Here is a 12,935-nt window from a genome sequence, read left to right as displayed (position 1 = left end):
ACCCGTCACCCCAGCGCAAGCTGGGGTCTCGTGGTTCTTCGGGTGCGCGCCTTCCGGGAGACCCCAGCTTTCGCTGGGGTGACGTGTGGGGCGGAAGCGCCGAACCGTCGTCTTGCACTTAAGCCCCGCCTCCCCTATAGCGCCGCGCTTCGGCCAGGGTCATCCCTGGAGGCTTGGCCGGAAACACCACAACCGTATTTCGGAGTAATGCAATGAGCGACCAATTGGAGCTCGCAGCCGAGACGCGCGAACAGGTTGGCAAGGGAGCCTCCCGTTTGCTTCGTCGCGAAGGCCGCGTCCCCGCCGTGATCTACGGCAACAAGCAAGAACCCCTCTCGATCCACGTCGAGGAAAAGGCGCTGATGCGTCTCCTCATGACGGGTCACTTCATGAATTCGGTCGTCATGGTCGACGCCGGTGGCCAGCAGATCCGCACCCTGCCGAAGGACGTCTCGTTCGACGCCGTCACCGATCGTCCGACGCATGTCGACTTCCTGCGCATCGGCGCGCACACCACCGTGCACGTCAACGTGCCGATCGTGTTCGCTGACGAGGACGATGCCCCCGGTATCGCCAAGGCTGGCGGCGTGCTCAACATCACGCGCCACGAGCTCGAGCTGGTCTGCGACGCGGCCGACATCCCCACCGAGATCACGATCTCGCTGGCAGGTCTCGACGTCGGTGCCTCGATCCACATCTCGGACGTCAAGCTGCCCAAGGGCGTGACGCCGGCGATCGCCGACCGCGACTTCGCGATCGCGACGATCGTTCCGCCGACGGTCCCGACCGTCGAGGACGAAGAGCTCGAGGCTGCCGTTGCCGAAGCTCAGTCGGCTGAAGCAGAAGCTGAAGCCGCCGAAGCAGAAGCCGAAGCCGAAGGCGACAAGGCCGAGTAAGCAGCGGTCCCCTTGCGGGATGCGCACAATCGGGGCAGCGGAAGCAGACGCTTTCGCTGCCCCGTTCGTTTGAAAAGGTAGGCATTCGCCGTGCAAATCTGGGTTGGTCTCGGCAATCCCGGCGCGCAATATGCGCTCAACCGGCACAATGTCGGCTTCATGGTGCTCGACACGATCGCCGAGATGCACGGCTTCGGCGCGGTCAAGAAGGCGTTCCAGGGCTGGACCCAGGAAGGCCGCATCGGCACCGAGAAGATCCTGCTCCTGAAACCCGCCACCTTCATGAACGAGAGCGGCCGCAGCGTCGGCGAGGCGATGCGCTTCTATAAGCTTGGCGAGGGCGACGTCACCGTCTTCCACGACGAGCTCGATCTCGACCCGTTCCGTGTCAAGGTGAAGACCGGCGGCGGCACCGCTGGCCACAACGGCCTGCGCTCGACCGAAGCGCATATCGGCAACGCCTTCCGCCGCGTTCGCCTCGGCATCGGCCACCCCGGCCATAAAGACAAAGTCAGCCCGTACGTGCTCGGTAATTACGCCAAAGCCGAAATGGATCCGCTCGCCGACATGCTCGGCGCGGTCGCGGCCGAAGCGCCGTGGCTCGCCAGCGGCGACGACGGGCGATTCATGAGTGACGTCGCGGTGCGCCTCGCGGGCTGAACGCCCGCCGCGCTGTCACATCTCGGGCGTGTAGCGTTCGAACAGCCGTTCGCGCACCAGCAGGGCGATCAGCGCCTGATGCTCGGCCACCGGCACGTGCGCGAACCGCGCGCGCAATTCCTGTGCCGACAAGGCCGGCCGCGACAGCGCATATTCGGCCACCGCGCCGAACGTCCCGAGCGGATGCGCACCGCTCTGCGTGAGCAGGACCATCCCGCTATCGCGCCAATCGATCCGTGCAGGCCGTTGCGTCCGCGCATAGGACTCGAGCGCGGGCCGCTGCGGCAGCGTGAAGGCATGGGTGGGCCGAATCCGCGCACGCTGCGCGTCGATCACCGCATCGCGGACCAGCGGACTGGCGGCGAGTTCGCCGAGCCGCGTCGCGAGCGCGTGCAGCTGCGCCGCGAGCGGCTGGCCCGCATCGACCCGCGCATCCTCGAGATACGCGCGAAACTGCGGATCGCGCCGCGCCTCGGTCTCGAGCACGCGCAGTAGCGTAATCCCCGTCAGCGGCGCGACCGCGAAGGTGACGTGCAGCGACGCGCCGTCCTGCGCCAAGGCATCATGGTAACAGCCGCGCGGCAGATACAGCACGTCGCCCGGCCGCATCCGCACCTCGGCGAGCAAGGGCCCGCGCGCCGCGTCGATCTGGCGCTGCACCTCTTCGCCACCGTGCGGTGCGACGAGCGGCGCGTCGGCACGGTTCTGATAGACGCGCCATACCTTCTCGCCCTCGCACTGCACCGCGAACACGTCGTGCACGTCGAAATGCGTGGCGAACGCCTGGACGCCCTTGAACGAGCAATAGACGTTCGCGTTGGTCAGCGCGGCGAACTGCTCGCCCAGCATTTGCGTCCAGTCTCGGATTTCGGGCGCGATGCGTTCGATATCGTTGGCGACCAGGCTGGCGCCCATGCCGAGGAACACGTCGACTCGTGCCGGATCGACCCGCCGCGCCTCGATCGGCATGGTCGCATCGCCGTCGAGGTAGAAATCGGGGACGATCGGTCGGCTGTTGAGGATCAGCTTGAGGTTCGACGCGGTCCAGTGCGCGCCGACCCCGAGCAGTTCGGCAAAGCGCGCCCAATCGAGCAGAGCGTCCCGCCCGCCCGGCGGCGCGGGAATATGCACGGGCTGCACGCCCCAATAGCGCGACTGGAAGACGGCGCTGTCGAGCGGCGCGACGAGATCTGCAAAGGTCACGCGCGAAATCTAGACGTGCATCCGACACCTTGGCAACGGCGTCGCACTGGAGGATAGGGCGCAGCATGAAGAATGCCTCGACCCGCAGCCTGTTCGCTACCCCGCTCTACGAGGCGAAGCTCAAGAACGCGGCGCTGGTCGCCGATCTCGAACGCTCGTGCCACGCGCTTGCCGAGGATGATCGCGCCGGACGCGGCTGGTCGAAGGCGCATGGCTATCGCGGCTACACCTCCTACGCCTCGCTCAACGACCTGCCGATGCGCGACCCGGCGTTCGCCGACCTGGTAAAACTGCTCAACAAGCATGTCGCCGCCTTCGCAGAGGACTGTGGCTTCGAGCTCGACGGCGGCAAGCTCAAGCTCGACAGCCTGTGGGTCAATGTGATGAAGCCGGGCGGCACGCATTCGGGGCATATCCACCCGCACAGCGTGATCTCGGGAACGGTCTATATCGCCGTCCCGCCGGGTGCGGGCGCGATCAAGTTCGAGGATCCGCGGCTGCCGATGATGATGGCCGCTCCGCGCCGCCGCGACGATGTCGCCGAGGCGCTCAAGACCTTCGTCTATGTCGAGCCGCAGGCGGGCAGCGTATTGCTGTGGGAAAGCTGGCTGCGGCACGAGGTCGCGCCCGGGACCGCCAAGACCGAGCGCGTGAGCATCAGCTTCAACTATCGCTGGTAGCGTCGGCTAAGCACCCAATCGTCACCCCGGCCTTGTGCCGGGGCCCACCGTGCCGCGCGCATTGCGGCTGCGGCATTCGTATCGCGGTGGACCCCGGGACCAGCCCGGGGTGACGAGTCACGCTGTGGCGTTCAAAACGCGTAGGTCATCACCAGATCCGCCACGGGATTGCGCGCGCTATGGCTCTCCTCGCGCAGGCCCGGGACCGTCTCGTCGGCATACATCGCGGTCGAGCGGCCGACCATCATGCCACCCTCGATCCCGACCTTCATCCGCCCGCTGACCGCGGCGTCATAGCCAAGCATCGCGACCGGCGCGTAATTTTCATAGCCGTCGCGCAAATTTACCGCGCCGACCGGGAGCCGCATCAGCGCGGCCGTGCCAGCCGCGGCGCCCGGCCCGACGTCCGAAGCGCGGTAGCGCATGTGATAGCTCGATCCGACCGACACCCGCAGCCCGCGATCGCCATGCGCATAGGCGTCCTTCATCCCAGTGCCGCGCGCGCGCAAATTCTGCTTGAGCGTCGTCACCGCGTTCGTCTGATAGCCCCGCGCCAGCCGCAGATCGTAGGAGACCGCAGGCTGGTCAGCCGTTTCGGTATGCGGGGACATCGATACGAGCGCATGAGCGGTCGTGCCGCGCACAGCGGCGGGCTCTTGCGTGCTCGCCGGGTCTTCGAGCGAAACGATGTGCGATTCGAAGTCGGCCGCACTGGCAACGCCCGGCGCCGCCCCCGAAAGCAGGATCGTGACACAACAGCTCTTCAGAGACTTTCGGCGCATCGCATTGACCCCAGCAAGAAACTCCGACGTACGACTCGGCAAGCGAGCGACTTGATCCAGAATCAACAGCCTATGCCTTTGCGGGTTCCCGGCAAGGGCCTTCATCAAGGGCCTTCATGGTGCGACAGGCTGGTCTTTCGCGGCGCAACGCCGTATCGGGCGGGCTTTCACGCACATCATCGCACACCAAGGAATATCATGGGTTTTCGCTGTGGCATCGTCGGGCTGCCCAATGTCGGCAAGTCCACCCTCTTCAACGCGCTGACGCAGACCGCAGCGGCGCAGGCGGCGAACTATCCGTTCTGCACGATCGAGCCCAACGTCGGCAACGTCGCGGTGCCCGATCCGCGGCTCGACAAGCTCGCCGCGGTCGCTGGCTCGGCCAAGATCATCGAGACGCAACTCGGCTTCGTCGACATCGCCGGGCTCGTCCGCGGCGCGTCGAAGGGCGAGGGGCTCGGCAACCAGTTCCTCGGCAACATCCGCGAGGTGGATGCGATCGTCCACGTGCTGCGCTGCTTCGAGGATGATGACGTCACGCATGTCGAGGGCAAGGTCGATCCGATCGCCGATGCCGAGACGGTCGAGACCGAGCTGATGCTGTCGGATCTCGAGAGCCTCGAAAAGCGCGTCCCCAATTTGCTCAAAAAGGCGACGCAGGGCGACAAGGAGGCCAAGGTCGCCGCTTCGGTGCTGGGGCAAGCACTCGAGCTGCTGCGCGAGGGCAAGCCCGCGCGGTTGACCGTGCCCAAGGACGAGGACGAGACGCGCGCCTTCAGCCAGGCGCAGCTGCTCACCGCCAAGCCCGTCCTCTACGTCTGCAACGTCGAGGAGGCGAGCGCCGCCAACGGCAACAGCCAGTCGGCGCGCGTGTTCGAGAAGGCCAAGGCCGACGGCGCCGAAGCCGTCGTCGTCTCCGCCGCGATCGAAGCCGAGATCGCGACGATGGCCGCCGAAGAGCGCGGCGAGTTCCTGGCCGAGCTCGGGCTGACCGAGACCGGCCTGACGCGCGTGATCGTCGCTGGCTATCGGCTGCTCAAGCTGTTCACATTCTTCACCGTCGGCCCGAAGGAAGCGCGCGCCTGGACCGTCCATGCCGGCGCCAAGGCCCCGCAGGCAGCGGGCGAGATCCACACCGATTTCGAGCGCGGCTTCATCCGTGCCGAGACGATCGCCTATGACGACTATGTCGCGCTTGGCGGCGAAACCGGCGCGCGCGATGCCGGCAAGCTGCGTCAGGAAGGCAAGGAGTATGTCGTCCATGACGGCGACGTGCTCAACTTCCGCTTCAACGTCTGACCTTGTCGTGCGGGCGGACACGGCGTAGCGCTGTTCCCGTGTTCGCCCGCCTGATCCTTGCGCTGCTCTTGGCAGCCTTTGCCTTCCCGGCATTCGCGAGCGCGCCGTGCCATGACGCGCCCGCGCCGAAGGCCACGGCGATGCATCATGCCGGCCACGCCGCGCCGGTCCGCGACGACCATGCGACCATCCCGCACATGTGCATCGGCTGCATCCCGCCCGCGAGCCTTGCCGCGCGCGGCGTAACCGCGCCGCTGGCACCCGCCGCACCGCCACGGCGCATCGTTGCCGCGGCGTTCGACCCGGCGTCTGGCACGCCGCCCGCTTTGCCCCCTCCGCGCTCGAAAGCCTGAACCGGCGGGCCATGTGCCCGCTTTGCTTTCTTGTTCGTGAGGACCGACAATGACTCGATCGATGATGATCGCGGGCTGTGCCGTGGCGGCGTTGCTGCCGACGGGCGCGCTCGCGCAGATGATGCCCGGCATGAAGATGGACATGCCGATGCCCGCCAAGCCGAAGCCGAAACCGAAACGCGCGGTTCCGGCGCCGGTGCATCAGCATGACGCTTCACCCTTGCATACGCCCGCCGCAGCTCCCGCCACTCCCCCCCTCCCCCCTTCCGCTTCGCCGGCGAAGGCCGGGGCCCAGTCGCGAGCGGCTGAAAATCACGCGCAGCACGCGCCGACACCCACCTCCACGCCTTCGCCCCGGCCGTCGCCGGCGAAGCAAGCCGGGGATGCCGCCACGGATCCGACATCCGAGGCGATGCCTGGCATGGCGATGCCGCCGGCAGCCCCCGCCGCCACAGGGCAGGTCGACCACGCGGACCACGTCGGCCACACCGAGCACACCGGCCAAGACATGGCTGCCATGCCCGGCATGACGATGGGCCCGCCCGACGGTGCCTATGCCGAAGGCTCGGGCACCGCGCGCAACCCCGGCAACGATGGGGCGATGCGGGGGTCGCACTTCATGGCGGGCGACTGGATGCTGATGCTCCACGGCTATGCCTGGGGCGTCTATACCGACCAGGGCGGGCCGCGCGGCGAGAACGAAGCGTTCGTTACCTCGATGGCGATGCTCTCCGCCGCGCGGGATTATGGCGGAGCGCGGTTGCAGCTGCGCTCGATGATGAGCCTAGAACCGGCGATGGGCGCGAAGGGCTACCCCAACCTCTTCGCCACCGGCGAAACCGCCGACGGCAGGATCCAGCTGACCGATCGCCAGCATCCGCACGACCTCTTCATGGAGCTGTCGGCGCGGCTCGATGTCGATGCCGGGCCCGGCAGCGTGTTCGTCTATGGCGGTCCCGTCGCCGAGCCGGCGATCGGACCGTCGGCGTTCATGCACCGCACCTCGGCGACCTACCAGCCGCTCTCGCCGATCACGCACCATTGGTTCGACAGCACGCATATCAGCTACGGCGTCGTCACCGTTGGCTATGCGGCATCGCGCTGGCAGCTCGAGGCCTCGGCGTTTCGCGGGCGCGAGCCCGACCAGTTTCGCTGGAACATCGAGCGCCCCAGCCTCGATTCGTGGAGCGTGCGCGCGACCTGGACCCCCTCGCCCGCCTGGGCAGTGCAGGTCAGCCACGGCCGGCTCAAGAGCCCCGAACAGCTCGAGCCCGACCGCGACGAGGCGCGCACGACGGCGAGCGTGCAATATGCGCGGCACGGCGTCTCGGCGCTGCTCGCTTTCTCGAACAAACATCTGCTGCCCGGGCGCACGCTGACGGCATGGCTCGCCGAGGCGAATTGGGACATCGACCGGCACCACACGGTCTTCGCGCGCGCGGAGAATGTCGCAAATGACGAGCTGTTCCCCGACCGGACCGACCCGCTGCACGACCGCAAGTTCCGCGTCGGCAAGCTCGAGGGGGGCTATGCCTATCGCCTGCCCTTCGTCGGACCGTTCGATCTCGCGCTCGGCGGTTCGGTCGGCGTGTTCGCCAAGCCGGCGGCGCTCGACGCGGCGTATGGCAAGATGCCGGTGAGCTTCAGCCTGTTCGCCAAGGTGTCGCTGGGGGGATAGGCGCACCATCGCGCCTGCCCTTCTCGTCTACCCTTTCCCCTTTCCCCTTTTCTTCTTCTCTTCCCCGGCGAAGGCCGGGGCCCAGGAGCGAGCTGATCGCAAGCGAGCGCCGCGCTTTCTCGCCATCGTTCCGCGACTGGGCCCCGGCCTTCGCCGGGGAAGAAGGAGGATCAAAAGGGAGAACAGCAGGCGGCGCCCGCTAGGCGCGCCCAGCGCACCCTGTCATAGCGCCGACGCAATCGTGTCGCAGGGAATCGCACATGCGTTTTACCACCAAGATCATTGCCGCAGCTTTGTGCGCTGCCCTCCAGGCCTGCGTCACCGCGCCCGCCCCCGGACCGCGCCCCAGCGCGCTGCGCGCGGAAGCGCGGACGCCCGTCACGATCCTCGTCTCGATCGACGGCTTCCGCCCCGATTACCGCACGCGCGGGGTGACGCCGAACCTCGATGCGCTCGCCGCCAGCGGGATCAGCGCGGCGATGCGGCCGTCTTTCCCCTCCAAGACCTTCCCGAACCACTGGACGCTCGTCACCGGCCTCCGGCCCGATCGCAACGGCATCGTCTCGAACGCGATGGAGGACGTCGCGCGGCCGGGCGAGAAGTTCACGATGGAGGATTCGAAGGACCCCTTCTGGTGGAACGCCGCCGAGCCGCTCTGGGTCACTGCCGAGCGCGGGGGAGTGCGCAGCGCGACGATGTTCTGGCCGGGTTCGAACGTCGCGTGGGGCGGCACGCTCAAGGGTCACGGCGCGACCAATGGCGGGGTGCGGCCCGAGGATTGGTGGCCATTCGACCAGGCGGTGCCGGGCGAACAGCGCGTCGCGGGCGTGATCGACTGGCTGCGCCGTCCGGCGGCGCAGCGCCCGCGCTTCATCACGCTCTATTTCGATACCGTCGACAGCGCGGGCCACAGCTTTGGCCCCGACGCGCCCGAGACGACCGAAGCGGTCAAGCAGGTCGACGCCCAGATCGGAGCGCTCGTCTCGGGCCTGCGCACACTCGGCCAGCCCGCCAATCTGGTGATCGTCGCCGATCACGGCATGGCGGCGACCAGCCCGGCACGCGCCATCGCGCTCGACAGCATTGCCAACCCGGCGGACTATCGCCTGTTCGAATCGGGGCCGTTCGCCAGCCTCTATGCGGTGCCGGGACGTGAGGCGGCGCTCGAAAGGGCGCTGCTCGGCCATCACGCGCATTACGATTGCTGGCGCAAGCGCGAGATCCCGGCGCGGCTGCACTACGGCGCCAACCCACGCGTGCCGCCCTATTTCTGCCTGGCCGAGACGGGCTGGTCGCTCACCGCCAGCACGCCGAAGCCCGATGCCAAGCCCGGCGGCAACCATGGCTTCGACAATGCCGCGCCCGAGATGGCGGCACTGTTCATCGCCAGCGGCCCCGCGATCAAGCCACTCGGGACGCTGCCCGACTTCGATAACGTCGATGTCGCGCCGTTGCTGCGCGATCTGCTGAGGTTGCCTGCGGGGTCTGGGCTCGACGGCGACGACGCGCCGTTCCGCGCAGCGTTCGCCAAGTAGCGCTTGCCTTCGACGCGGGCGCGCGAGACACTCGCGCGATGCAATATTTCGAAGATATCGTGGTCGGTACCAAAGCGTCGTTCGGCCAGTATGCAGTGCTGCACGACGAGGTCGTCGCATTCGCCAAGGCCTATGACCCGCAGCCGTTCCACCTCTCCGATGCGGCCGCCGCCGAGACGCATTTCGGCCGGCTGTCGGCGAGCGGGTGGCACACCTGCGCGATGACGATGGCGATGGTTGTCGAGAACCTCAAGGCACACGATCAAGCCGGTCTCGGCTCGCCCGGGATCGACGAACTGCGCTGGCTCAAGCCCGTCTATCCGGGCGACACGCTGCGCTGCGAAACCGAGATCCTCGACAAGCGCGCATCGCAGAGCCGGCCCGAGATGGGGAGCTATCGCAGCCGGATGACCGTACTCAACCAGGACGATGTCACGGTGATGACCTTCGTCTCGATTGGCCTCATTCGCACCCGACCCGCCGCGTAATGGTTCGACGCGGCGGATTCAGTAAGGACGACTGACGGCGGTCAGCGGTGATGCCCACCGCCGCGATTGCCGCCGCCGTGATAGCCGCCACCGCCCTGTGGCCCGCGCCCTGGCGACCCGCGGAACCCGCCGCCCGGGCGCCCCTGGATGCCGTAATCGCGCCACATCGGGCGAATCTCGCGCCGCGCACCACGCCACTGCTGCGAGCGCCCCTGCCAATAGCCACGCTGCTGGTCGTTCCAGCGGTGGCGGTAATTGTTGCGATCGTACACGTAATAGCCCGAGCCGGGATAATAATAGTCGCCCTGCCAGCCCCAATACGGATCCGCGCTGTAGCCGCCATAATAGGGATCCCACGCGCTTGCGCCGTAGCCGACCTGGACGCCGCCATAACCGTAATCGTCGACACAGCCCGAAAGGCCGCCGACGGTGACAAGGGCGGCTGCGGCGAGGGTTAGCTTGATAAAGGACATGGCGCGTTCCTGCTGGACGACGCGCCGGACATCATGCGGGGCGCGGGGGTAGATCCTCAACCCGGCGGCCCGTGCTTGGTTCCTGTCCGGTGCTCAGTGCCCGGGAAAGGCGATCAGCGAATCGACCGTAACGCCGTCGGTGCGCAACGCATCGGCGCCGCCGAGATCGGGCAGATCGACGAGGAACTGCGCTTGTTCGACCACCGCTCCTGCCTTGCGCAGCAGCCGCAGCGCGGCGCGCGCGGTGCCACCGGTGGCGATGAGGTCGTCGACCAGCAACACGCGCTTGCCAGGTGCCAGCGCATCGGCATGCATCACGATGCGGTCGGTCCCATATTCGAGCGCGTAATCCTCGGCGATCGTTGCGCCGGGCAGCTTGCCGTCCTTGCGGATCAGCAGCACGCCGGCGTTGAGCGGGCGGGCGAGTGCGGCGGCGAAGATGAAGCCGCGCGCCTCGATCCCGGCGACGAGATCGATCGGCCCGAGCGTCGTCGCCGCCATCCGCATGATCGCCTGCGCAAAGCCGTGCGGGTCGAGCAGCAAGGTCGTGATGTCGCGAAACTGGATGCCGGGCTTGGGGAAGTCCGGGATCGTCCGGATCAGCGCCTTGAGGTCGTCATTGTCGGACACGAAAATTCCTCGTCGCCCCGGCGGAGGCCGGGGCCGTTATGTCGGTTCGCGAACCAGGCGTTCCGCGAGTCAACGCAGCGGCCCCGGCTTTCGCCGGGGCGACGTATGGATCAGTGCTTAATGTCGCGCCAGATGTTCTGATAGGCGCCGTAGGAAAGCACGCAGAACAGCAGCAGGAAGCCGAGGACTGCGAGGCCATAGCCATGCCGTGCCGGCAGGTTTGGCTCGGCCGCCCAGGTCAGGAATGCCGCGACGTCCTTGGCATTCTGGTCGACGGTCGATTTGGTGCCGTCGAGATAGGTGACTTGCCCATCCTGCGTCAGCGGTGGCGGCATCGCGAGGTTGAGGTTCGCGAAATACGGATTGTAATAGAGGCCGTCGGGCACCTTCGCGTCGGGGAAGTGCTTGAGCAACGCAGCCGGCTGATCCTGATACCCCGTCAGCAACGAATAGACATAGGCCGGACCTTCGTGCCGCGCCTTGGTGATCAGCGAGAGATCTGGCGGGTTGCCGGTGCCGGGATAATAGACCGCCGGGAAGTAATCGGCCGGCGTGTTGGGACGCTCGGTCGTGTCGCCCGACTTGGGGTCGAACTGCTTGGCCTTGACCGCCCAGTCCGCCGCGAACTTCTTCACCTGGCCGGCCGAATAGCCGAGCTGGGTCAGGTCGCGGAACGCGACGTGCTTGAGCGAGTGGCAGTTCGAGCAGACTTCCTTGTAGACCTGCAGGCCGCGCTGGAGCTGACGCTCGTTATACGTGCCGAGCAAGCCGTTCGAGGCGAGCTCGACGTCCTTGGGATGGCGATGGAATTCCTCGACCGCGGTGGGGGGCGCCGGGTCGGTGATGGCGCCCGAGACGGTGCCAAACAGCGCCCAGGCGAGGCAGGCGACGATACCGGCGCCGATGAGGATTGCGATTGCGCGAACCATTGGTCTGAATGCCCCTTATTCGGCCGGAACCGGGCTACCGCTGAGCGCGGTATGAGCCGGACTGGTGCCACCCTTTTTCGCCAGCACCGCCTCGGTGATCGAGTTCGGCAATGGCTGCGGCCGCTCGGCGCGCGAGACGATCGGCAGGATGATCAGGAAGTGTGCGAAATAATAGGCCGCGGTGATCTGCCCGAGCGCGACCTTGAACGGCGAGATCTCCGATCCACCGACCCAGCCGAGCACCAGCACGTCGACCACCAGGATGCAGAAGAAGATGCGGTACAGCGGGCGATAGTTGGACGACCGCACCGGCGAGCTGTCGAGCCACGGCAGGAAGAACAGGATGAGGATCGAGCCGAACATCGCGAGCACGCCGAGCAGCTTGGCCGGAATGAACAGGAAGTCCGCGGTGAACGAGCGCAGGATCGCGTAGAACGGCCAGAAATACCATTCGGGGACGATGTGCGCCGGCGTCTGCAGCGCGTTGGCCGGGATATAGTTATCCGGGTGGCCAAGGCTGTTGGGCGCGAAGAACAAGAGCGCTGCGAAGATGAACAGGAACACGCCGAGCCCGAAGCCGTCCTTGGCAGTGTAATAGGGATGGAACGGGACGGTGTCCTGCTCGCCCTTCACGTCGACGCCGGTCGGGTTGTTCGAGCCGGGAATGTGCAGCGCCCAGATGTGCAGGATGATGACGCCCGCGATCACGAACGGCAGCAGATAGTGGAGCGAGAAGAAGCGGTTGAGCGCCGCGTCATCGGGGGCGTATCCACCGAGCAGCCAGATCCGGATCGTCTCGCCGACCACCGGGATCGCCGAGAAGAAGCCGGTGATGACCTGCGCGCCCCAGAAGCTCATCTGCCCCCAGGGGAGGACGTAGCCCATGAACGCGGTCGCCATCATCAGCAGGAAGATCGTGACGCCGAGCAGCCAGATCATCTCGCGCGGTGCCTTGTACGATCCGTAGAAGAGGCCGCGGAAGATGTGGATATAGACCACGACGAAGAACATCGAGGCGCCGTTGGCGTGCGCATAGCGCAGGAACCAGCCGCCGTTGACGTCGCGCATGATGTGCTCGACCGAATCGAACGCCACGCCGCCATTGGCCGCATAGTGCATCGCGAGAACGATGCCGGTGACGATCTGGATTGCGAGCGCGGCTCCTGCGAGCACGCCGAAGTTCCAGAAATAGTTGAGGTTGCGCGGCACGGGATAGCCCGCACCGACCGCGCCATAGACGAGCCGCGGGAGCGGCAGGCGCTGGTCGATCCATTTGGTGAACCCGCTCTTGGGTTCGTAATGCTTGGCCCAGGGAAAACTCATATCGCT

At 66.8% G+C, this 12,935-nt stretch carries 14 protein-coding genes; 8 read left to right on the top strand and 6 right to left on the bottom strand.

Annotation, left to right across the window (positions count from 1 at the left end; translation table 11 throughout):
• Window positions 1–212: 212 nt before the first annotated feature.
• Window positions 213–896, top strand: coding sequence for a 50S ribosomal protein L25/general stress protein Ctc (locus ABIB28_RS04730; RefSeq protein WP_133189697.1), 684 nt, complete (start codon window positions 213–215; stop codon window positions 894–896).
• 90 nt (window positions 897–986) lie between these two features.
• Window positions 987–1,556 carry an aminoacyl-tRNA hydrolase gene (pth, locus tag ABIB28_RS04725; protein ID WP_354286740.1) on the top strand — a complete coding sequence of 190 codons (570 nt, stop codon included), beginning with the start codon at window positions 987–989 and terminating at the stop codon, window positions 1,554–1,556.
• A gap of 15 nt (window positions 1,557–1,571) precedes the next feature.
• On the opposite strand, the gene ABIB28_RS04720 is transcribed toward pth, so the two are convergent.
• Entirely contained in the window at window positions 1,572–2,759 is a 1,188-nt protein-coding gene (locus ABIB28_RS04720) for a JmjC domain-containing protein (protein ID WP_354286738.1), read from the bottom strand.
• Between the two features lie 65 nt (window positions 2,760–2,824).
• Between ABIB28_RS04720 and ABIB28_RS04715 the strand changes: the two genes are divergently transcribed.
• The gene (locus ABIB28_RS04715; RefSeq protein WP_354286736.1) at window positions 2,825–3,439 is read left to right on the top strand and encodes a TIGR02466 family protein; all 615 of its coding nucleotides are present in this window, start codon (window positions 2,825–2,827) and stop codon (window positions 3,437–3,439) included.
• Between the two features lie 131 nt (window positions 3,440–3,570).
• On the opposite strand, the gene ABIB28_RS04710 is transcribed toward ABIB28_RS04715, so the two are convergent.
• On the bottom strand, window positions 3,571–4,221 hold the full coding sequence (locus ABIB28_RS04710) for a hypothetical protein (protein WP_354286734.1): 651 nt from the start codon (window positions 4,219–4,221) through the stop codon (window positions 3,571–3,573).
• A 198-nt stretch (window positions 4,222–4,419) separates the two neighbouring features.
• Here ABIB28_RS04710 and ychF point away from each other — a divergent pair, with 198 nt between their 5' ends.
• The 5 genes from ychF (at window position 4,420) to ABIB28_RS04685 (ending at window position 9,574) form a co-directional block, all read left to right on the top strand.
• Window positions 4,420–5,520 carry a redox-regulated ATPase YchF gene (gene ychF, locus ABIB28_RS04705; RefSeq protein ID WP_354286733.1) on the top strand — a complete coding sequence of 367 codons (1,101 nt, stop codon included), beginning with the start codon at window positions 4,420–4,422 and terminating at the stop codon, window positions 5,518–5,520.
• Between the two features lie 38 nt (window positions 5,521–5,558).
• Entirely contained in the window at window positions 5,559–5,873 is a 315-nt protein-coding gene (locus ABIB28_RS04700) for a hypothetical protein (RefSeq protein WP_322160225.1), read from the top strand.
• A gap of 421 nt (window positions 5,874–6,294) precedes the next feature.
• On the top strand, window positions 6,295–7,551 hold the full coding sequence (locus ABIB28_RS04695) for a hypothetical protein (protein WP_354286730.1): 1,257 nt from the start codon (window positions 6,295–6,297) through the stop codon (window positions 7,549–7,551).
• Window positions 7,552–7,811: 260 nt separating this feature from the next.
• Window positions 7,812–9,086 carry an alkaline phosphatase family protein gene (locus ABIB28_RS04690; protein WP_354286728.1) on the top strand — a complete coding sequence of 425 codons (1,275 nt, stop codon included), beginning with the start codon at window positions 7,812–7,814 and terminating at the stop codon, window positions 9,084–9,086.
• Between the two features lie 38 nt (window positions 9,087–9,124).
• Window positions 9,125–9,574: a MaoC family dehydratase gene (locus ABIB28_RS04685; RefSeq protein WP_189675362.1), complete on the top strand. Its 450-nt coding sequence runs from the start codon at window positions 9,125–9,127 to the stop codon at window positions 9,572–9,574.
• Between the two features lie 41 nt (window positions 9,575–9,615).
• On the opposite strand, the gene ABIB28_RS04680 is transcribed toward ABIB28_RS04685, so the two are convergent.
• The 4 genes from ABIB28_RS04680 to ABIB28_RS04665 all read right to left on the bottom strand — a co-directional run bounded on the left by ABIB28_RS04680 (window position 9,616) and on the right by ABIB28_RS04665 (window position 12,929).
• On the bottom strand, window positions 9,616–10,047 hold the full coding sequence (locus ABIB28_RS04680; protein ID WP_322160231.1) for a hypothetical protein: 432 nt from the start codon (window positions 10,045–10,047) through the stop codon (window positions 9,616–9,618).
• 93 nt (window positions 10,048–10,140) lie between these two features.
• A complete protein-coding gene (locus ABIB28_RS04675) occupies window positions 10,141–10,677 on the bottom strand; it encodes an adenine phosphoribosyltransferase (RefSeq protein ID WP_354286725.1) in 537 nt (178 codons plus the stop codon).
• Between the two features lie 110 nt (window positions 10,678–10,787).
• Window positions 10,788–11,606 carry a cytochrome c1 gene (locus ABIB28_RS04670; protein ID WP_133189715.1) on the bottom strand — a complete coding sequence of 273 codons (819 nt, stop codon included), beginning with the start codon at window positions 11,604–11,606 and terminating at the stop codon, window positions 10,788–10,790.
• Between the two features lie 15 nt (window positions 11,607–11,621).
• Complete coding sequence (locus ABIB28_RS04665) at window positions 11,622–12,929, bottom strand: cytochrome b (protein WP_133189717.1); 1,308 nt, start codon at window positions 12,927–12,929, stop codon at window positions 11,622–11,624.
• Between the last annotated feature and the right edge of the window lie 6 nt (window positions 12,930–12,935).

The sequence above is a fragment of the Sphingomonas sp. UYEF23 genome (assembly GCF_040546165.1).
GTDB classification, from domain to species: domain Bacteria; phylum Pseudomonadota; class Alphaproteobacteria; order Sphingomonadales; family Sphingomonadaceae; genus Sphingomonas; species Sphingomonas glacialis.
Note: the sequence above shows the minus strand (reverse complement) of the source record. Positions and strands in the feature narration are given on the sequence as shown.

Bases quoted from the DNA above. Each gene is read 5' to 3' on its own strand.
- ABIB28_RS04730 (WP_133189697.1), top strand. From the start codon at position 213: ATGAGCGACCAATTGGAGCTCGCAGCCGAGACGCGCGAACAGGTTGGC.
- ABIB28_RS04715 (WP_354286736.1), top strand. From the start codon at position 2,825: ATGAAGAATGCCTCGACCCGCAGCCTGTTCGCTACCCCGCTCTACGAG.
- ABIB28_RS04710 (WP_354286734.1), bottom strand. From the start codon at position 4,221: ATGCGCCGAAAGTCTCTGAAGAGCTGTTGTGTCACGATCCTGCTTTCG.
- ychF (WP_354286733.1), top strand. From the start codon at position 4,420: ATGGGTTTTCGCTGTGGCATCGTCGGGCTGCCCAATGTCGGCAAGTCC.
- ABIB28_RS04695 (WP_354286730.1), top strand. From the start codon at position 6,295: ATGGCGATGCCGCCGGCAGCCCCCGCCGCCACAGGGCAGGTCGACCAC.
- ABIB28_RS04690 (WP_354286728.1), top strand. From the start codon at position 7,812: ATGCGTTTTACCACCAAGATCATTGCCGCAGCTTTGTGCGCTGCCCTC.
- ABIB28_RS04685 (WP_189675362.1), top strand. From the start codon at position 9,125: ATGCAATATTTCGAAGATATCGTGGTCGGTACCAAAGCGTCGTTCGGC.
- ABIB28_RS04680 (WP_322160231.1), bottom strand. From the start codon at position 10,047: ATGTCCTTTATCAAGCTAACCCTCGCCGCAGCCGCCCTTGTCACCGTC.
- ABIB28_RS04670 (WP_133189715.1), bottom strand. From the start codon at position 11,606: ATGGTTCGCGCAATCGCAATCCTCATCGGCGCCGGTATCGTCGCCTGC.
- ABIB28_RS04665 (WP_133189717.1), bottom strand. From the start codon at position 12,929: ATGAGTTTTCCCTGGGCCAAGCATTACGAACCCAAGAGCGGGTTCACC.